12 protein-coding genes and 1 pseudogene are annotated in these 20,377 nt (G+C 57.9%); 5 read left to right on the forward strand and 8 right to left on the reverse strand.

Annotated elements, in window-relative coordinates; all coding sequences use genetic code 11:
- Positions 1-8 precede the first annotated feature (8 nt).
- A complete protein-coding gene (locus FG13_RS19080; RefSeq protein ID WP_035828475.1) occupies positions 9-4,019 on the forward strand; it encodes a response regulator in 4,011 nt (1,336 codons plus the stop codon).
- 26 nt (positions 4,020-4,045) lie between these two features.
- Here the strand turns inward: FG13_RS19080 and FG13_RS19085 are convergent, their stop codons facing one another.
- Both FG13_RS19085 and FG13_RS19090 read right to left on the reverse strand, forming a co-directional pair.
- Positions 4,046-5,644 (reverse strand): ATP-binding response regulator, encoded by a 1,599-nt coding sequence (locus tag FG13_RS19085; protein ID WP_035823404.1) that lies wholly within the window; start codon positions 5,642-5,644, stop codon positions 4,046-4,048.
- A 249-nt stretch (positions 5,645-5,893) separates the two neighbouring features.
- A complete protein-coding gene (locus FG13_RS19090; RefSeq protein ID WP_035823406.1) occupies positions 5,894-6,271 on the reverse strand; it encodes a helix-turn-helix domain-containing protein in 378 nt (125 codons plus the stop codon).
- A 208-nt stretch (positions 6,272-6,479) separates the two neighbouring features.
- On the opposite strand from FG13_RS19090, the gene FG13_RS31280 reads away from it, so the two are divergent.
- Positions 6,480-7,370: a TniQ family protein gene (locus FG13_RS31280; protein WP_152598810.1), complete on the forward strand. Its 891-nt coding sequence runs from the start codon at positions 6,480-6,482 to the stop codon at positions 7,368-7,370.
- A 9-nt stretch (positions 7,371-7,379) separates the two neighbouring features.
- Here FG13_RS31280 and FG13_RS29580 read toward each other — a convergent pair whose 3' ends face one another.
- Genes FG13_RS29580 through FG13_RS29100 form a run of 4 tightly spaced genes read right to left on the reverse strand, consistent with a single transcriptional unit; the run spans position 7,380 to position 13,734 of the window.
- Positions 7,380-9,155 carry a TnsD family Tn7-like transposition protein gene (locus FG13_RS29580; RefSeq protein ID WP_081922641.1) on the reverse strand — a complete coding sequence of 592 codons (1,776 nt, stop codon included), beginning with the start codon at positions 9,153-9,155 and terminating at the stop codon, positions 7,380-7,382.
- 14 nt (positions 9,156-9,169) lie between these two features.
- Positions 9,170-10,693 carry an ATP-binding protein gene (locus FG13_RS19105; RefSeq protein ID WP_081922642.1) on the reverse strand — a complete coding sequence of 508 codons (1,524 nt, stop codon included), beginning with the start codon at positions 10,691-10,693 and terminating at the stop codon, positions 9,170-9,172.
- Positions 10,694-12,880 carry a DDE-type integrase/transposase/recombinase gene (locus FG13_RS19110; protein ID WP_035823416.1) on the reverse strand — a complete coding sequence of 729 codons (2,187 nt, stop codon included), beginning with the start codon at positions 12,878-12,880 and terminating at the stop codon, positions 10,694-10,696. It abuts the gene before it with no gap.
- Positions 12,880-13,734: a TnsA endonuclease N-terminal domain-containing protein gene (locus FG13_RS29100; protein WP_081922643.1), complete on the reverse strand. Its 855-nt coding sequence runs from the start codon at positions 13,732-13,734 to the stop codon at positions 12,880-12,882. The genes FG13_RS19110 and FG13_RS29100 overlap by 1 nt, the downstream gene beginning before the upstream one ends.
- A gap of 217 nt (positions 13,735-13,951) precedes the next feature.
- On the opposite strand from FG13_RS29100, the pseudogene FG13_RS30165 reads away from it, so the two are divergent.
- A pseudogene (locus tag FG13_RS30165) lies at positions 13,952-14,499 on the forward strand (transposase); the annotation flags it as partial.
- A 438-nt stretch (positions 14,500-14,937) separates the two neighbouring features.
- On the opposite strand, the gene glmS reads toward FG13_RS30165, so the two are convergent.
- Positions 14,938-16,767: a glutamine--fructose-6-phosphate transaminase (isomerizing) gene (glmS, locus tag FG13_RS19125; protein ID WP_035823418.1), complete on the reverse strand. Its 1,830-nt coding sequence runs from the start codon at positions 16,765-16,767 to the stop codon at positions 14,938-14,940.
- A gap of 161 nt (positions 16,768-16,928) precedes the next feature.
- Between glmS and FG13_RS19130 the strand changes: the two genes are divergently transcribed.
- A complete protein-coding gene (locus tag FG13_RS19130; protein ID WP_035823420.1) occupies positions 16,929-17,402 on the forward strand; it encodes an Lrp/AsnC family transcriptional regulator in 474 nt (157 codons plus the stop codon).
- 651 nt (positions 17,403-18,053) lie between these two features.
- Here the strand turns inward: FG13_RS19130 and glmU are convergent.
- A complete protein-coding gene (glmU, locus tag FG13_RS19135; protein ID WP_035823421.1) occupies positions 18,054-19,430 on the reverse strand; it encodes a bifunctional UDP-N-acetylglucosamine diphosphorylase/glucosamine-1-phosphate N-acetyltransferase GlmU in 1,377 nt (458 codons plus the stop codon).
- A 25-nt stretch (positions 19,431-19,455) separates the two neighbouring features.
- Here glmU and FG13_RS19140 point away from each other — a divergent pair, with 25 nt between their 5' ends.
- A complete protein-coding gene (locus FG13_RS19140) occupies positions 19,456-20,361 on the forward strand; it encodes a DUF6279 family lipoprotein (protein WP_035823423.1) in 906 nt (301 codons plus the stop codon).
- Positions 20,362-20,377: the final 16 nt, after the last annotated feature.

Genomic DNA, 20,377 nt, shown 5'->3' on the forward strand with positions numbered 1-20,377 from the left:
GCGCCGGCATGCGTTCGCCCCTGGCTTATCTTGAACGGCTGCGCCTGCGCCAGAAGCTTGCGGCCGGCTTTTGCGCAGTGCTGCTGCTGGCCCTGGCGCTGGGGTTGCAAAGCCTGCGCACCCAAGACCAGTTGAGTAGCGACATGCAGCGCCTGCTCAGCGAGGGCATGATCGGCATCGTACAGGTCAAGGAGGCCCGCATCCAGCTCAACCGCTTCGAGCTAATGCTGCACAAGGTGGCCAACGCCCCGGACCCTGTTGCCGTCGACAAGGCGCTCGAACAGCTAGACAAGACGCGCGAGCAGCTACACTTTGCCGTCGACGAGGCCCGCGCCACCCTGCTGCGCATCGACAACCAGCAACGCCATAACGTCTTTGAAAGCATGCTGGCGCGCGCCGAGCGCATCGCCGACGAGGCAATCGAACTGGCGCGGCTGCACCGCAACGCCGAAGCCAACGCCCTGCTCAACAGCGAGCGCTTCCAGCACGCGATGCGCACCGCCGACCGGCAGATGGCCGAGATCGCCGCCGTCAAGGATTCCAACGCCCGCAGCACCATCTACCAGATTCGCCAATTCGCCCTCACCAGCAGCACCCTCACCTACGCCCTACTGATCGGTGGCCTGGCGGTGGCGCTGCTATGCGCCTGGTGGATCAGCATCTCGATCCGGCGCCCGGTCAACCGCCTGCGCGAGGCGGTCGATGCGCTGGCCGCCGGCCAGCTCGACAGCGTGATTCCGCATACTGACTACCAGAACGAAACGGGCGACCTGGCCCGCGCCATCGCCAAGTTGCAGGTCGAATCGCGCCAGCTCGACATGCAGCGCTGGATCAAGTCGCAGGAAGCCTCGATCCAGGCCGAACTGCAGCAAGCGGCCAGCCTTGACCAGGCCGCGCAGCGCCTGTTGACGCTACTCGCGCCGCTGGTGCAGGCTGGCCAGGGCGCGCTCTACTTGCTTGACGAAAACGCCGCCGCATTGCGCCTTGCCGCCAGCTACGCCGCCGATCCGGACCATCCGCCGGCGCCGCAACTGGCGTTGGGCAGTGGCCTGCTGGGTCAGTGCGCGCAGGACCGCCAGCCGCTCCGGCTCGACGCCCTGCCGGACGACTACGTGCAGATTCACTCGCAACTGGGGCGGTCGCGCCCACGCCACCTGCAGGTGCTGCCACTGCTGCACGGCGAGCGCCTGATGGGCGTGCTGGAGCTGGCCGGCTTCGACGCTCCCAGCGAATCGGGCCGGGTGCTGATGGACGAGCTGCTGCCCAAACTGGCGATGTCGCTGGAAATCAAGGCACGCAGCCACGCGGTGCAGGCCATGGCGATCGAACTCGAAGCGCAGCAGGTGGTGCTGAAAGCCACCGAGGCCTGGTATCGCGGCATCATCGAGGCTGCGCCGGACGGCATGCTGGTAATCGATGTGCACGGCCTGATCATGATGACCAACCCGCAGCTCGACCAGCTGTTCGGCTACGAGGCCGGCGAGTTGGCCGGCTTGCCGATCGAAACGCTGGTGCCGCCGGAGGCGCACGGGCGCCACGTCGGCTCGCGCAATGGTTTCATCGAGCAAGGCACGGCACGCCAGATGGGCATGACAGGCGCCGACCTGCACGGTATGCGCAAGGATGGCAGCCGCTTCTCGGTCGAGATCGGCCTGTCGCGGCTGCCGGCTATCGCCGAGCGCGGCGTTTGCGTGTGCGCCTCGGTGCGCGACATCAGCGACCGCAAGCTGGCGGAGGCCGAGGTTCTGCGCGCCAAGGAGATCGCCGAGGACGCTACGCGCGCCAAGAGCGATTTCCTGGCCAACATGAGCCACGAGATCCGTACGCCGATGAACGCAATTATCGGCATGAGCCATCTGGCGCTACGCACCGATCTCGACAAAAAACAGCGCAACTACATCGAGAAGGTGCACCGCTCGGCCGAGAACCTGCTGGGCATCATCAACGACATTCTTGACTTCTCCAAGATCGAAGCGGGCAAGATGAACATAGAGCAGGCCCCGTTCCGGCTGGAGGACGTGCTGGAGAATTTCGCCAGCATGATCGGCCTGAAGGCCGAGGAAAAAGGCCTGGAACTACTGTTCGCCACTTCGGCCGACCTGCCGACCGCATTGGTAGGCGATTCGCTGAGGCTGGGTCAGGTATTGGTCAACCTCGGCAACAACGCCGCCAAGTTCACCGAACGCGGTGAGATCGTGGTCGGGATCGAGATGGCTGCCGACGCCGGGGATCAAGTCGAGCTTCACTTCTGGGTGCGCGACAGCGGTATCGGCATGACGGCCGAGCAGTGCGAACGCATGTTCCACTCGTTCAGCCAGGCAGACAGCTCGACCACGCGCAAATACGGAGGCACCGGGCTAGGTCTGGCCATCTCCAAGAAGCTGGTGGAGCTGATGGATGGCCGGATCTGGGTCGAGAGCATGCCAGGCGAGGGCTCGACCTTCCACTTCAGCGCCCGTTTCGGACGCCAGACCGAGGTGCAGCCGCGCCGCATGTTCCACGCCGACGAGCTGCTCGGCCTGCGCGTGCTGGTGGTCGACGACAACGCCAGCGCGCGCGAAATCTTGTCGACAATGGCTCGCAGTTTCGGCTTGGAGGTGGACCTCGCCGACAGCGGCCACAGCGCGCTGCGCACCATGGTCGAGGCTGAGCGCAAAAGCCTGCCCTACGACTTGGTGCTACTGGACTGGCGCATGCCGGGCATGGACGGCGTCGAAACGCTGCAGCGCATGCAGAGCGGCGCCGTGACTCACATCCCTTCTGTCATCATGGTGACTGCCTTCGGCCGGGACGACGCTCAGGAAGCGGCGGCGCTCCAGCAGGTGGCGCTGCCAGCCGTGCTGACCAAGCCAGTCACCCCGTCGACGCTGCTCGAAGCAATCGGCGAGGTACTGGGCAAGGGCGTGGTGGCCGAAACGCGCCAGGCAGAGCGACAGGACCGCAGCGCGGCCGACCAGGCCCGCATGGCCGGCGCCCGCCTGCTGCTGGCCGAGGACAACGATATGAACCAGGAGCTAGCGCGCGAGCTGCTTGAAAGCGCTGGCATCGTGCTCACCATCGTAGGCGATGGGCAACAGGCGCTGGACCTACTGGCTCAAGCCGGGACCGTCGCCTTCGACGGCGTGCTGATGGACTGCCAGATGCCAGTGATGGATGGCTACGAAGCCACCCGCCGCCTGCGCGCCCAACCCCGCTACGCTCAGCTGCCGATCATCGCCATGACCGCCAACGCCATGGCCGGCGACCGCGAAATGGCGTTGACTGCCGGCATGAATGACCACATCTCCAAGCCGCTGAACGTCACCGCCATGTTCGCCACCATGAGCAAGTGGATCCGCCCGGCGCAGTCGGCATTAGCAGCACCCCCAGCGGGGCAGCCAGATTCCGCAGGCAAAGTGGTTGCGGCCCTACCTGCCGAACTCCCCGGTATCGACCAGCGCGCCGGCCTGGCGACCAGCATGGGCCGGCAGGACCTTTACCTGCGCATGCTGGTGCGCTTCCGCGACGGCCACGCTAGACTGCGGGAGGAATTTGAGGCTGCGCGGCAAAGCGATGACCCCACAGCGGCGGCGCGGGTTGCCCACACCTTGCGCGGCACCGCCGGCAACGTCGGTGCCAAAGGCGTGGCGGCGACAGCTACCGCACTGGAACTGGCATGCAAAGCTGGTGTAGCCGAAGCCGAACTGGCTGTGCTGCTGACGGCGGTCGAAAACGAACTGGCGCCGGTGCTGCTCGGCCTGGCGGCACTGGGCAACTATACTGCAGCGGCAGAGAACACCCGGGCCGGGGCCATCGCAGCGGCTCCCGCCCTGCCGCCGGACGCGACCGCCACACTTGCCCAGCTGCGCAAGCTGCTGGCCGACAGCGACACCGCCGCGCTGGATGTGCTGGAGACATTGGAATCGCAAGCCGCCGGCCACCCGCTGGCGCGACAGCTGCGCAAAGTCAGCCAGGCAATTGAACGCTTCGACTTCGACGCTGCGCTGGAAGCGCTTGATGCCGTGGTGCAGCCAGCCTGACAAGCAAGGCCGCCGCGCGATTCGCCTTAGGCCGGGGGCGGCACCGACGGCAGGCTGACAATCAGGGTGGTGGTCTGGAGCTCGTCATCGACGGCGAAGGCCACCTCGCCGTATTGCGCGCGCGCCAGCAGGCGTGCCGAATACGTGCCCAGGCCGGTGCCGCCGGACTTACCGTCGGTGACGAACTTGTCAAAGAAGCGTTCGCGTATCGGTTCCGGGATCACACCCTTGTTGACTATCTCGATGCGCAACGGGCTTCCGGCGTACAGCGTGGCAATGACACGGGTGCGCTCTGGCGCTGCCTCGCAGGCGTTCTTGATCAGATTATTCAGCAGCGAATAGGTCAGCATGGCATCGCCCAGCGCTAGCGGAGCGTCGATGCCGACATCGAAATCGGTGTCGACCGCCAACACCAGCTGCTTACCCGCGTAAGTGGCGCGTGCCGTCTCAACCACCCGCCGCAACATGTCGCTGATGGGCAGCGGCGCTGCATGGAGCACGTATTTTCCCGTCTCGATCTTGTACAGCTCGGTGGACAGGTTGACCATGTCGGTCACCTGCAGCATGGCCTGCTCGGCCAGCCGCAAATTCTCAAGCTGTCGGCGGTCCATGTCGGCGGCGTCGATCAGCGACTGCACTATGCCGATGGCGCCGGCCAGCGGTCCCTTGAGGTCGTGCCGCGTCATGGCCTCGACGTCATCGCGCAGGCGGGCGATGGCGAGCATGTTGTCGTAATCGGCTTGCAGGTGGCGGCGCAGCTCGACGTAGCGCATGAAGTTGTCGACCCGCAGCTTCAGCTGGGCCGGGTCGATTGGCTTGGTAATGAAGTCCACCGCGCCCAACTCCATGCCTTGCAGGCGCGCGGCGTCGTCGGTAAGGGCGGTGACGAAGATGATGGGTACATTTTCTGCGCTGGGATGCTCGCGCATGCGGCGCGCCACTTCAAAACCGTCCATGCCGGGCATCATCACGTCCAGCAGCACTAGGTCTGGCGGCGTGTCGCCACAGCACAAGGCCAGTGCTTTCTCGCCGTTGTGCGCTGCCTTGATGCGGTAGCGGCCCTTGAACACATTGGCCAGCACGTACAAGTTGTCAGCGGTGTCGTCGACCAGGAGCAATGTCGGAGGCAACGGTTCCCTTGATTGTAAATGGACCGCCGCCGGTGGCTTGACGATCACATCGTCCACGGGTGTGGCGGCCTGCGGCGCGTCGATGTTCGTTTCCTTATCCGGCGCCGGTGCTGCAACCTGATGCGCCATCGCCCGCTTGATGCTGGTGGCCAGCCGGCCCGCCGTGTAGGGTTTGACTAGCAGGTCGCTGACACCGCTGCTGATGGCCGTTTCGATGCGGCTGCGCTCGGCCTCGGCGGTGATCATAATGAACGGAATGTGCACATGGCGCGGACTGGAACGAATCATCTGCAGTAGGGCGATGCCGGTCAACGCCGGCATATTCCAGTCGGAGATCACCAAATCATAACGCTTGCGCTCAATCATGCGCCAAGCTTCAGAGCCATCGGCTGCGAGATCCACCGATCCGTAGCCAAGCGAGGCCAGTTGGCCAGCCGTGACCTTGCGCATTGTTTCAACATCATCAACCACCAGTATTCTCAGCACTTGTGCCATGTCTCCCCCATGTGAGGCCTGCTACGTGGGGTAGCACACCGTTTCATTTATTATGCGGCATTTTTTTATCGATTTGAAACGAAAGCATTTCAAGCCGTCAAGGTCGGCTTCTGGCCCAGGCTGTATAAAAACGTCAATCGCTGTGACGCCATCATCGATCAAATCCCGCAACTAGCCAAGACGTCACTGGGCAGACGCTTACTAATGCGGTTGATGGATGATGAGTGCGAGGGCGATAGTTTCTAATTACTAAGTGCCCTGGTCTACTGGTTTGCGTGGCTTGATTAACATCGCTACGGGAATGCCAAGCCCAGCATGCAGACGCCGTATCATAGGCAAAGTAAGGGCACGTGTGCCGTTCATGATTTCGTAGACGCGGTTCAAGCCACCGATCATTGGTTGCAGGTCACGCAATGAAAGTCCCTTCTGGTCCAGTACAAACTTGATGGCATCGATCGGGTCTATCGGTTCGGCAAGGAAATTCTTGGCCTCGTAGGCCTCGACCAGAATTGCCAGAACTTCGAGGCGATCCCCGTCTGGCGTGCCCATTCTGGCACTCATTAAACATTCGATCTCCTTTAGTGCCGCACGATGGTCTGCTTCTGAACGAATGGGGTTGATGTTCATGACTTGCTCCTAAACGGTTAGTGCATCGATCATGTCGTCCTTTATCATAACCCATGGAAGAGACAAAAGTTTTGGCAAGATCACCTATTCCTCCATGCCATCCAATTTTTCATCCATCGATGATCGCTTCGTTATACCTGGGGCAGGTAGATCCGGCGCCAGCGTCAACACCCAGCGAAACTGTATCCAATTATCACCCATTTGCTAGATGACTCATGCTGTGAATCACAACATTTCCAGGCTCCCGTTTTTTCCAGAATCTTTTCCCGGCGAAACACTTTACGGACGGGTCTCTCGCTACCATTTGCTCTCGGCCGAGCCCAATCACGAGAAGACATTTATCTCCCTTTTCAGCGTACCGAGCAGAGAAATGAACTTCACCGACGCTGCACCTTTCGCCCTGAGTGCGTTGGTGCGGCGCCTGCCTGGGCAGCCGCATATAAGGCTGGGTCAGCTTCTTGAATTGAATAGTTTCGTCGCTCTCGTCATGCCAGTACTGACAGCACCCGATTGGGAGTATCCAGATCCGAAGTTTGCCGAAAGTAACGTATGCTTAAGATGCGCTTCTGACGAGAGCGCAGCCGGCCAACTGCCTTATCTCCATCGGTCGCATCAACTGCCGGGCGTCAAAGTCTGCTGGAGGCACGGCACCAGTCTTATTGATACTTGTCCGCGCTGCGAGGAACCCTTCCGAATCGCTGGAAAATTCTGCTCAGTGCCGATGGTCCCTTGTCAATGCGGTTGGAAGCCGCTAGCGCTGGGGACCAGCTGCCACGCTAATATACGCGACCAAGAATTTGCAAAAATGGCTCACCGTGTCTTCCAGCGCAGGACTTACGAAACACCGGCATCACGCTTGCTCCAGTTTTTTCAAATGCATATCGACCACAGCGTATTTCAACGGAAATCCGGTGGCAGACTGCCAAGCCATAATCTGACCATCGGCATTGCCGAGCATCTTGAGAGGAACCACTCCACGTTTGAAGTGGCGTCCGCTGTATCGCGATTTATCCGCTCTGGCAAGAGCCCGAGTGCATGGATCGCCAATCTAAATCCTCACGTTCTGGAGATGAAGGCACGGCATCGACGGGATGGGTAGAAGCAAAACTTAAAGGAGCGAGTACGCCAGTGCTTCGTTGGAGGGATGCAATTTACGTACTCCAGCAAGCCGCAGCACTTCCCATAGCTGGTGGTGGAAGTCAGGCCGTTTTTTCAGCTCGCAGTAAGCCCACATAATGCGCCGGCGTTGGTGGGCTTGTGCAGATTCAGCGCACGTTTTAAGCGCTGCTTCGGTCAATGGGAGATTGGGCAAGCTGTGCTTGATTGTGTCAGCCATTGACGTGAGCCTTTTTAGCTTTGTCTCACTGATATACGTTGGCTTACCCGGCATGCTGCGCAGCTGCGCTTCGATCTCCACAATATGGTGCGCCAGTGCTGTATCTCGCTGGCGCCAATCCACGCAGCTTTTCCTAGTCCGCATGGCTGGGCATGCTTTAAGTTGCTCTGTAAGCCACAGCCCATCATGCCTGCGCAGCCAGGCATAGGCGGCTTTGTCAGATCGCGAGTCCATATACCGCTGGCGATATTGCTCTCTTACCAATGTGAACAGCTTCTCTTCATACTCCTGGGCCAACGCCGCATCCATACGCAAGATCCGATACACCGACACGATAGAAATTGCATGTTTCTGGGCCACTTCTTCAATAGATAGCCCAAGCCTCAGGGATGTTCCGACATCAGTCACGCGCTCTGCGGTAATATGCTTGGGGCGCTTCGAAACCCTGATTCCAGCGCGGGCAGCTTCGACAGCCGCTGTCGTCACGCTGATCCCCATCACGCCAGCAACGCCAGATAAGGTCGCGCCTTGGAAAGACAATTTTTCAGCCAGTACTGACAGATCAATTATCTTGCGTGCACGTGAGGTAAGCGGCATGTCCGGCACCGCTTCAGCACATTGAAGGTTAGGCCGATCCTCAACATAACGCAAACAGTCCATCAGAACGATATGCAGCATGGGATGGACGATTGCTTCCCGCGGCTTTCTTAACAGCTTGAGCGCGCAGTCAAAAAGCCTGCATCGCACCACACTAAATTCGACATTCACCGGCAAGCAATTGCAATAAAGTCCGATCAATTGATCCAGGTCGTCAATGCGTATTCTGCCATTGGCACGGATGAGGCCATGCGCAGCCGCACTTGAACGATGCAGACGGTGGATGCCTTCTGCGCCCTTGGTTTGCATACGGCCATGCAACACGTCACCACTCAACAGAGCAAGTCGCAAAGCGGTTTCCTGCTGTATGTCGGACAAGTGAATGTCGTCAAAATGGCCCGCTATGGCTTTATCATCCGGCAGGAGCAGCTTATGTCTATTGAGCTCAATCGTTTCAGCGGCTAGCGCACAGAGTGTTTGTTTGTGGACAGGACATACGAGCACTCCAGGCAATTGGTGGACGCGATGCCAGTAAGGCTGGCCAGTAGTGAAGTATTCCTCCTGCGCGCAGATCCGGCAAAATCTCAGTTGGTTATGGCCTCCCAAGCGGCTTGCTATTAAGCCGATGGACATCTTGATGCCAGAGGCGCTGTCACCACGCATGGCTGCATATACCGAACTCGCACGCCGTGCTGGCATAAAGGCCGTATAAAAAGCCAAGAGCGTATTGTTAGAAGCAATGTCGTCAACGCTAACATTGGCCTCGTTCGGGAGCCTAGACACTAACGTGTCCAATTTGCTTGGTAAATCCGAGACGACGACATGAGTGTGTCCGCCGATCAACTCATGCAGCGACACCCTGTCAACCTCTTGACCGGAAAGACGATGGTAACGGCACAGGCGGCTATATAACGTTTCATCCGGAAATGAGGCAGGGAAGTAACGTAACATAGCTGCCCCATCTTCTATGCGGCCATATACGCAGGCTCAAACTCGAATGGGTCACTGGCCAACCAGCCAGCGGCGCGGAGCACATTCGTCGCTTGCGAAACGGTCGGTATTTTCGCCGACATGGGTATCACACGGGCCACCTTCGCTGGTGCGGCAGAGCTAGTATTTTGTGGAGAATCAGCGTACTTATCACCAACGGCGCTCTGCTGCGCAGCGGCGGCTTTATTGGCAGCTAATTCAGAATCGGCTGTTGTTGCCGCCCCCCCGAGTCTTTTCTGCTGCTGTGCACGCAAGATTGAGATGGCCGTAGGAACGACATAGAGATCGTCCTGCATGATTTTTTCCAATTGATCGTCGAGCGGTAACAAATCCTCGAACTGGCTCATCTTGCCTGGATCTTTACTTCGTAAAGCCTCAATCGCTGGCAACAATAACTTCATCTTGGTGCCAGCGATATGCTTAAAAACGGTCGCATCAAGTTGCTCGATGCCCGATTGGATTGCATATCGTTGTCCCAAGATCATGAACCGGGCCAGAAAGTCGGTGACACCTTGGGTCAAATCATAGATGGTGGCTTTTAACGCATCGGTCAACTCGCAAGGATTTTGAACCCATTGATAGTCCCACATTGTCTCAAGCAACAAATTCCACGTCTTATCATGCTCTTCCGGTTGTTTGAAATCGTACACGCCTTGACCGGAAACCCTGCGGGCGTTTCTGACAACATCAGCAAAAAGTCTTGCCATAGCGTTGGTTCCCACAAATACGACTGGAATGCCTATGGTGTTGATTAACGTGACGAAGAAATTAAGCATGCTTTCCTTGCCAGGCGTTTTTGCCGCGTTAAGGTGCTGTAGCTCATCAATGAAGATGGCGCCGACAAAATACGTGCTCGCCGTCTGCTCCATCGCTTGAATCAAACTCGATACACTGCGCTTAGTTCGATAATGGGTTGCGTGAATATCGTCGCCAAGCGCGGCATCAACAGCGCGAAAGAACGCTTGGCACAATCCAACCAATGATCCGTCATTTGGACAATCAAATCGCAGCCAAACAATCTGGGTATGAATGAAATCGCGCCCGTGGTATCGGGTATGCGTGATGACCTGTGGATAAAGATTCAGGACCGCCTTCAAGGCAGTGGTTTTCCCCATTCCACTCAGTCCAATCAAACTGAACGTTGAGGCTGTAACGTTGGTAATTGAAGAGCCACTTTGGGCTCTGATGGAATGCAAGTGCCGCCACGTGGCTGCATCCATCGGATTTCGCCCGATGTAACCACTACGTAGAACTGAAGAGATGACAGCTTCCAGTTCTAGATGAATCATAAATGGCTGGATCAGATGCGATATCCGATTTAAGCAATGCATGCGAATATGCTTAGGAAGTGCTCTTTCTTCTCCCGGTAAAGGGGGAATCGAGGCCAAACCTTCCACCGCATCTTCTTCAGACAAAATAGGCGGCAAGGCCTCAATTAAGGGATTACCGGCGTACTCCAATACTGGAGAGTCCTCATAAAATGCTTGAATTGAAACCACTTATTTGCTCCTATTTCTACCGGCACGGCTCAACAAACTAATCACCTCAGCCCCTCTCGCACCCGCATATTCGCTGGCTACGCTTGACTCCCTTTTGGCTGGAGCTGGAGCATGCGTAGGTCCAGGCACAAATGGTTCGCTATTGCCACCAAGCGCTGCTGCGGAAGCATCGGCTCTCTGTATGTCGCGCTCCAGGGCTCGATTGCCCTTAATGCCAGCCACCGCAGCCGCAGCAGATGTAGGCGCCTGCGCTTCTTGCTTCGCTGCGCTCGCCGTTGCAACGGTAGACTCCACGAATCCAGCGAGATCGACCCTGCTATTGAGCGCGGCATATTGGCTCTCTGGAGAAATTGCCCCAGTTATCGCGAGCATATCGACTACCTCTTCAGTGCGCATACCGACACATCGCGCTTCAGAAGAGCGGAGCGGACATTGCACAAAGGCGCCGGATCTATCCTTGATCCAGATGTGATCGGCCATCGGTTCAGACCAAATGTCGATACTTTCGCGACCATTGGCCCTGGCATTCGCCGAACGCTTTCCAGTCAGATCTAGCACATTGTTGTAAAACATTCCGTTAATGTAAATCCCACCTGCCTGCACCGAGCCTCGGGCCTGAGGCAGCAGATGCAGATAGATCTCTTCGCGGGTTCGCTCATTTGGCTCGATCAAGTCGTTTTGCGCCGCCCAGTTCCAAATCGCCATAGGTGTGGGCTCAACGTTCTGCCCAATCATGACCTTTGAAAGACGTTTAGGGTCACGACTATGATGATTCCAATCCAGCACAGACCTGATCATGATGCTCGTGAATTGATGGAGGTCCAGCGTGGCATCTAGACGGTAATCTCGTTGCCCACGCTCCTTCTCCCGGCTTTTGAGCCCACCAGGCATCCAGCGGATCTGGCCACGGCTTTGCAGGAGACGGAACGAGCTTTCGACTGTACCCTTCCAGTCAGCGCGAAACGGCGGAAGAATATCGAGCGTAATAGACAGCTTATGCATCGCCTGCTCCGCAGCCTCACCTAACATTTCACCCCGGTCGCCAACAACCTCATGTGGAAGGTGCTCGCAAGGCCAATCCGCCGGATCGATAACGATCCCGAAGGAAGCACAATAGGCTACCTTGTCAGTGAAAGCATTAAATAGCGCGTGCCGCGCTATGTTCCAGCTAGGTCCTTCCAAGCCCACATGCAGACCGACGATCATTCGCGACATCACGTCAATGACAACATATACAACCGGGCGGCCGATAATCCAATTGCGATTGAAGCGACTAACCAGATAAACGTCCGCAATCGTGGCGTCAATTTCGAACCGGTGACACGGACCACGCAAACCATGATGAGCGTTCCCAACGATAGGCCGGTGGTCCATCGCCCACTTGGTTTCACCCTTTCGGCCTCGCATGACATCCATCGCGTCAAAGGCTTTTTTACCCCAATAGGAAAATTGTGTGGGGGAGGGTACTTGGTCCAATTGCTTGAGTGGCGCACCTCCACAACTGCCATCTGGAGACGCAACTTCTACACGATAAAAGTGGTCCAGCATCTTATTGTATGCATCAATGATGAGCCGGGTTCCATTATTTTTGTACAGCGTATAACCGATTTTGATGATCCGCTTATCGTCTTCAGTAAGTTTTTTTGTTGTCTGACTCTCTTCGCCCAAATAGCGCGCAGGACGCCCCGCCTTCTTCTCGCCCGAGTACTCTCGCTCGACACCAGGTGCCCCGGAGTGAATATACTTCCCGAGGAAAGCGTTTGGCGTCATGCCAAAGGCCCAGTAACGGTAGACAAGGCGATAGATCGTTTTCTTTGGCTTGTTTATCTTGCTGGCGTACGCCGCAATGGTGGGCCCAAGTTTGCCTGGCAGATAAATTTGCTTGTCAGCAAAAATAGGACCGATCAGACCCCATAGTTGAGTTCGCTTAGCTTTGGCGGCATCGCTTAGCTCGTCTTCTGTTTGCAGCATGAATGAGGGCAGGCGCATCGATACCTTGCGCAACTTATCAGCAGCAAGCATTGATTCAACGTCGCTAAGCAGCATCGGCGTCGGCACACCATACGGCTCTTTGAGAGCAAACAACATGACCAGGTCAATCTCTCGGTCTGTCCAAAGAACACGCATCGGGTGCTCAAACGGCGGTTCGGCGAAAACCGCCTTCAGAACTGCATTAACAGTTAGCATTATGCGGCCCTCCTGTTCGTTTCACGAATGGCCGGTATCGACAGTTTCGGGCATTTCAAAGTGGGGTCCAACGGGGTGCTAGCGATGTCCATCACAATGCTCTTGTTCCAGAGTAAGTGCTTTAAGAGTTTCATACCTGATCGGTATGGGACGCCGGTCGTCGTTGAGGCGGCACGTACCAAAGACGCCATGGTCCGATCGCCATCCGCCGCTTTTAGAACGAGCTCCGTGAATCGGCTTTGCTGGTCTGGCGAAGCATCTACGGGTTCTTCCATCCGTGCAGACCTGTGTAACCATTCCAAATTGTCGAAGAGGATCTGGCTACCCACTTTTTCTGTCACAATCTTCCAGTCCGTTATAGAGCTTTCGGCCCATATTGCCCGCTCCAGATCAAGCTTATCAATAGTCCATAGCCCACTATTGGGATCAACAAGGTCTTTCTCATACTTGCAGGTTCTGATCGCCAATCGTTTTTTTTGTCCGGGTTCCTGAAGTGTGACCACGAAGTCGGACGTCAACACAAATGGAAGTTGCGTGCCTACAAAAACCGGATACTGGATGCCCATTTCCGCAGCGATGTCCCGGGCCTTCGATGTCGCAAACAATGGGTACTGTTCGCGGATGTCTACCACCAGGTCAGAAAATTCAAGCAGAAGGAAATAGCGAAATTCCAGGTCGGAAAAAAAATGGTGCATGCGCCCAGATTTTATGCCTGGGGCTTTGCGAGACCGGCCTAGTGATGGAATATCTTGCACGCGCAGCCACGGTTTGTAGGATGAGCCTTCCCCTTGTCCGTACCCCTGTTTCACAAAGCGCGCAATATCCGCTTCGGTCTTGAATCGTCTCTTTCCCATAGCGAAATCCTGTAGATCTTTGCGAAAAATGACATATGGTAATGGTCAGGGATTCAAAGCGCTAGATTCAAACCGAACGTCGTAGAGTTTTGGCGGTGTGATAATTAGGTTAGCAGCTTTTAAGCTACATTCCAGTTTACTGCCTGTTGTGATGCATCCTGCACGTGCTCACCGGTGACCCAAATCGGGCTGGCCCTCGGGTCTCAGCGCCACATAGGTGAAATCGATATGGCCGAAAAGGGGGGCAGACGCATATGTCATCCGCCAGACGCTGCAACACGCGCTGCAAAGGCTGATGGAAATGGACGTCGAAGCGCTGTCTCAGGCCGCCTACGGCGAGCGCAGCGAGGAGCGCACCAACAGCCGCAACGACTACCGCGACCGGGCCTATGAAACACGGGCCGGCAAGGCCTGGAGCCGCGGCGCACGGCCGAGAAAGCGCTGACGGCGGTAATCCCGGAAGCTTATATCCAGGGCATTTCAACGCGTTCGGTCAATGAACTGGTGAAATCCATGGGCATGACTGGTGTGTCCAAGAGCCAAGTTTCGCGGCTGTGCGAGGAAATCGATGAGCGCGTGCAAGCCTTCCTGGGCCGGCCCATCGAGCGTGACTGGCCCTACCTGTGGATCGTCGCCACTTGCGTTAAATCGCGCCAAGCCGGACGGGTGGTATCGGTAGCCGTAATAATCGCTGTGGCCGTCGATACCGACGGCGTGCGCGAAATTCTTGGCGTGGCCACGGGTCTTTCCGAAGGAGAACCGCTCTAGACGGACTTCTTGCGCGGCCTGACCCGGCGCGGTCTGCGTGGCGTCGCTGAAGCCGCGATACATGCAGCTTAAAGGATTGCGCTCCTTGAGCGAAAATCAGTCTGCACGGCTCTCTGCCGTGATCAACTGACCAGGGACCCATCCCCTTGAGAATCACATCTCATACACCACGTCTAGGGACACCATTACACAAATCGGAAATTATGCCCTGATGGGTCTAGGGCACTGGCAGGGCCAGAAGTACGCCGGCAGTGCCTGGGCAGACCTTATTCTTTGATTGACATGAGGAAGGAAACACACCGCTTGAAGGCCGCTGCCAGGGCCAAAAGCCACGCCAGGCGGCCTTTGTCAGACTTTATTATTTTTTGTCAGACTTTATTATTTATTGTCAGACTTTATTGTTTGTCCACAGAAGAAAGCCTGAATCCGGCCCCCTTACTCCACCGTCACCGACTTCGCCAGATTGCGTGGCTTGTCCACATCCGTGCCGCGCGCCAGTGCCGTGTGGTAGGCCAGCAATTGCAGCGCGACCACGTGCAGGATCGGCGACAGGTCGCCGTAGTGCTCGGGCAGGCGGATGACGTGCAGGCCTTCGCCGGAGCTGATGCGGGAATCCACGTCAGCGAAGACGTACAGTTGGCCGCCGCGGGCGCGCACTTCCTGCATGTTCGATTTCAGCTTTTCGATCAGCGCGTCGTTTGGCGCGATGGTGACGACGGGCATTTCATTCGTCACCAGGGCCAGCGGACCGTGTTTCAGTTCGCCGGCCGGATACGCTTCGGCGTGGATGTACGAGATTTCCTTCAGCTTCAACGCGCCTTCCAGGGCGATCGGGTAGTGCATGCCGCGGCCCAGGAAGAGGGCGTTTTCCTTGCGCGCGAATTCTTCGGACCAGGCGATGATTTGCGGTTCCAGCGCCAGCACGGAGGCGATGGCGACGGGCAAGTGGCGCATGGCTTTCAGGTGCGCCGCTTCCTGTTCTTCGGAGAGGCGGCCATTGACTTGCGCCAGGCACAGGGTCAGCAGGAACAGGCCGGCCAGCTGCGTCGTGAACGCCTTGGTGGACGCCACGCCCACTTCCACGCCGGCGCGCGTGATGTAGGCCAGCGCGCATTCGCGCACCATGGCGCTGGTGGCCACGTTGCAGATGGTCAAGGTGTGCTGCATGCCCAGGCTGCGCGCATGTTTCAGGGCTGCCAGGGTGTCGGCCGTTTCGCCGCTTTGCGAAATGGTCACGACCAAGGTGTTCGGGTGCGGCACGCTGTCGCGGTAGCGGTATTCGCTGGCCACTTCCACGCTGACGGGCACCTTGGCGATCGACTCGATCCAGTACTTGGCCGTCATGCCCGCATACGAGCTGGTGCCGCAGGCGAGGATCAGCACGCGGTCGATCTGCTTGAAGATGGCATAGGCGTTGTCGCCGAACAGTTCCGGCATGATGCCCGTCACGCCTTCGAGCGTGTCGCCGATGGCGCGCGGCTGCTCAAAAATTTCCTTCTGCATGTAGTGGCGGTACGGGCCCAGCTCGGCCGCGCCCGTGTGCGCGTGCACGGTCTTCACTTCGCGCTCGACGGGCTTGCCGTCGACGTCGACGATCCAGCAGCGCGACAATTGCAGGTCGACCACGTCGCCTTCTTCCAGGTAGATGATCTGGTCCGTCGTGCCGGCCAGGGCCATGGCGTCGGACGCGACAAAGTTTTCACCGTTGCCCAGGCCGACGATCAGGGGCGAGCCCTGGCGCGCGGCGACCACGCGGTGCGGCTCGTCGCGGCAGAAGACGGCAATCGCATACGCGCCGTCGAGGCGTTTGACAGCTTGCTGCACGGTCTCGAACAGGTCGCCGTTATACATGTGCTCGACCAGGTGGGCGATCACTTCCGTGTCCGTCTGGCTCTGGAAGACGTAACCGAGCGCAGTCAGTTCGGCGCGCAGTTCGTCGTGGTTTTCGATGATGCCGTTATGCACCAGCGCCACGCGGGCGTTCTCTTCCGTGGGGGAAAAGTGCGGGTGGGCATTGAAGGAGACAGGGGCGCCATGCGTGGCCCAGCGCGTATGGGCGATGCCCGTAAAACCGCTCAAGCCTTCTTCCGCGATCTGCTTTTCCAGCTCGGCCACGCGCGAGGTGGAGCGCGAACGCTGCAAACGGCCATCCGCATGCAGAGCGATGCCGCAGGAATCGTAGCCGCGGTATTCCAGGCGCTTCAAGCCTTCGACCAGGATGGGAGTGATATTACGTTGCGCTACTGCGCCGACGATGCCGCACATGGAAACCTCTGTCTAAAATTTAATCAATGCAAGCATGCTAATGCAGAGCGCATGAAATATGCTTTCTAAATCTATGTATTTTTGATTGAATATTTCACGACCATTTTGCGATGAAATATTATTTCATTTAAACTCGATATATTTCCCAATTCATTAAAATCATGAACAATAGCAACATTACCCTCGACGAGATCGATCGTCGCATTCTGAACGCCCTGCAAATTGATGCATCGCAAACCAACAGCGAGCTGGCGCAAGCAGTCCACGTCTCGGCGCCCACCTGTTTGCGCAGAGTCAAGCATTTACGCGAAAGCGGCGTCATCGAGCGGCAGGTGGCCATCGTCGCGCCGCAGCTGGTGGGCGCGCGCCTGACGGCCATCGTGGAAATCACGCTCGATGTGCAGGCGGCGGAACGCATGGCGGAATTCGAAGAGTTGGTGGCGCAAGAAGCGGCGGTGCTGCAATGCTACCGCGTCTCGCCCGGGCCCGACTTCGTGCTGATGGTGCAGGTGGCCGACATGCCCGCGTATCACGCGCTGGCGCACCGCCTGTTCGCCGCGCACGCGAATGTGCGCAACGTGAAAAGCTATTTTTCCACGTTCCGCAGCAAATTCGAGACGCGCATCGCCGTGTGAAGCAGGCTGCAGACAAGTTATCCCGGCTTATCCCTGGTTTTTCGCCGGCTTATGCACAAGTTTATCCACAACACAAAAAATTCCAGATTTCCACAGCCGCAACATCTGGCCTCGCGTGAGACCTCTGAATAAATATACATAGTCTCCAGGATCAAACTTATCCCGGCTTATCCATCGCTTGCCCACGCCTTAATCACAGGCTTTTGCACAGCCTTACCCACAGGCAGCCTGTATGAATAGGCCACAAATATACTTACAATACAATGACTTATAAGTTATTCATGGCTTGCCAGCAGATTATGCACAAGTTTATCCACAATCCAGGCAAGCAAAAATAGGGGAATGTTTTTGCACTCTGCGCAGACTGGCTTGCACGCTGGAGCGGTAAGCTGGGTCAGATAACTTATCCCGTCTTTTCCACAGGTTTTTTGCCGTTTATACGCAGCTTATACCGGGCTTATCCATCACTTGTAAGCATGCTTGTTCACATGTTTATCCACACACGATACTGTCGAGGAAATAGAGGATGAGAAAAATGGCGCGACTTATCCCGGGTTGCCAGCCAACTCTCCACAGGATTATCCACAGGCGTAAAAAAACGCCGCCAGCCCGGACAGGCTGACGGCGTCATGCGAACCGAGGGCGGTGCGCTTATTTCTTGATTTTCACAGGACGCGTCCAGCCGTCGATGGTCACCTGGCGCGCGCGCGAGACCGTCAGCTTGCCGGCCGGCGCATCTTTCGACAAGGTCGTGCCGGCGCCCAGGGTGGCGCCCTTGCCGACGGTGACGGGCGCGATCAGCTGGCTGTCGCTGCCAATGAAGGCATCGTCTTCAATCACCGTGCGGAACTTGTTCACGCCATCGTAATTACAAGTGATCGTGCCGGCGCCGATGTTGACCTTCGAGCCGATGGTGGCGTCGCCGATGTAGGCCAGGTGGTTGGCCTTGCTGTGCGCGGCGATCTGGCTGTTTTTCACTTCGACGAAGTTACCGATGTGCACGTCTTCCGCCAGGACCGTGCCCGGGCGCAGGCGCGCGTAAGGGCCAATGATGGAGGCGGCGCCGACGATGGCGTCCTCGATATGGCAAAACGGCTTGATGTGCGCGCCAGCGGCCACCGTGGCGTTGATGATCACGTTGTTGGCGCCCACGCGCACGCCGTCGCCCAGTTCGACACGGCCTTCGAACACGCAGCCGACGTCGATGGTGACATCGCGGCCGCAAATGAGTTCGCCGCGCACGTCGATGCGGGCAGGATCCAGCAGGGTCACGCCCCGCTCGAGCAAGGCTTGCGCGATATTGTTCTGGTGGATGCGTTCCAGCTGGGCCAGCTGCACTTTGCTGTTGACGCCCGCCACTTCCCACACGGCGGCCGGGTGGGCCGAGGTGACGGCCACGCCGTCGGCGACGGCCTGGGCAACGATATCGGTCAGATAGTATTCCCCTTGCGCATTGTCATTCGACAAGGCCGACAGCCATTGCTTGAGCTGCACGGTAGGCGCGACCATGATGCCGCTGTTGATTTCCTTGATGGCGCGCTCGTCAAGCGTGGCATCTTTTTCCTCGACGATGCGCACGATGGCGCCATGCTCGCGCACGATGCGGCCCAAGCCAAAGGGATCGTCCTGTTCCACGGTCAGGATGGCCAGCTTGTCGTTGCCAGCCGCCTGCACCAGCTGCTGCAGGGAAGCGGCGCTGGTCAGCGGCACGTCGCCGTACAGGATCAGGGTCGGCACGCTGTCATCGAGCAAAGGCAGCGCTTGTTGCACGGCATGACCGGTGCCCAGTTGCTGCGCCTGCTCGGCGGCGTCGATCTGCACGGCATGGTTCACCTTGTAGCCGTCGAGCAACGTCAGCACCGCTGCGCCCCCATGCCCGTAAATCACGCATAATCGGGACGGCGCCAGGCCGCGCGCCGTGTCGATGACGTGCGACAACAGCGGCTTGCCCGCCAACGGGTGCAATACCTTGGGCAGTGCCGACTGCATGCGTTTGCCCATACCGGCAGCGAGAATGACAACGTTCATAGACCGTCTTTTATAAGTTAAGAATATGAAAAAGTTTAACACGCAGGCCCCGTCTTCCACGCCTTCCAGCCGCTTTACTTATGCCGTGCTGGCCTTACTGCTCGTCGTCATGGCCGGCTGCAGCGGCTTGCGCCTGGCCTACAACAATGGCGATACCGTGCTGTACTGGTGGCTGAACGCGTATGTCGACCTGGACCGCGACCAGAAGGGCTGGGTGCGCGAGGATATCGACAAGCTGTTCGACTGGCACCGCAAGACGCAATTGAAGGATTACGTGGAAATCCTGTACACGGGCCAGAAGCAATTGCAAGGCAATATCACGCAGGCGGACCTGATGGCCGACTACAGCGAGATCAAGCAGCGCACCCAGGCGCTGTTGCTGAAGGCGGCGCCCGAGCTGGCCGACCTGGCGCGCTCGCTCAAACCCGAGCAGATCGCGCAGATGGAAAAGAAGTTCAAGTCGAACAATGATGATTACCGCAAGAAATACCTGAGCGGCGATCAGGAGAAGCGCCAGAAGCTGCGCTACAAGAAAGCCATGGAGCAATTCGAACTGTGGTTCGGCAGCTTCAGCAGCGAGCAGGAAGCCCTCATCCGCAAGGCGTCGGACGCACGTCCGCTGAACAATGAGATCTGGCTCGACGAACGCATGCGGCGCCAGCAGAACGTGTTGAACCTGGTCAAGAAAGTTCACCAGGAAAAACTCGGCAAGGAAGCGACCGTGGCCTTGATCACGACCCTGATTAAGGACAGTTTTGAGCGCCTCGAGCATTCCGAGCGCAAGGCCTTCTTCGATGCCTACGAAAGCAGCACGGCGCAGATGGTCATGACGGTGATCAAGAGCGCCACGCCGGCGCAAAAAGCCCACGCCGTCAAGCGCATGCAGGGCTGGATCGACGATTTCAATTCCCTGGCCACGCAAGCCAAATAGACAGGCAGCGCCAGCA

This window comes from Janthinobacterium sp. RA13, from assembly GCF_000745325.1.
Taxonomy (GTDB): domain Bacteria; phylum Pseudomonadota; class Gammaproteobacteria; order Burkholderiales; family Burkholderiaceae_D; genus Janthinobacterium; species Janthinobacterium rivuli.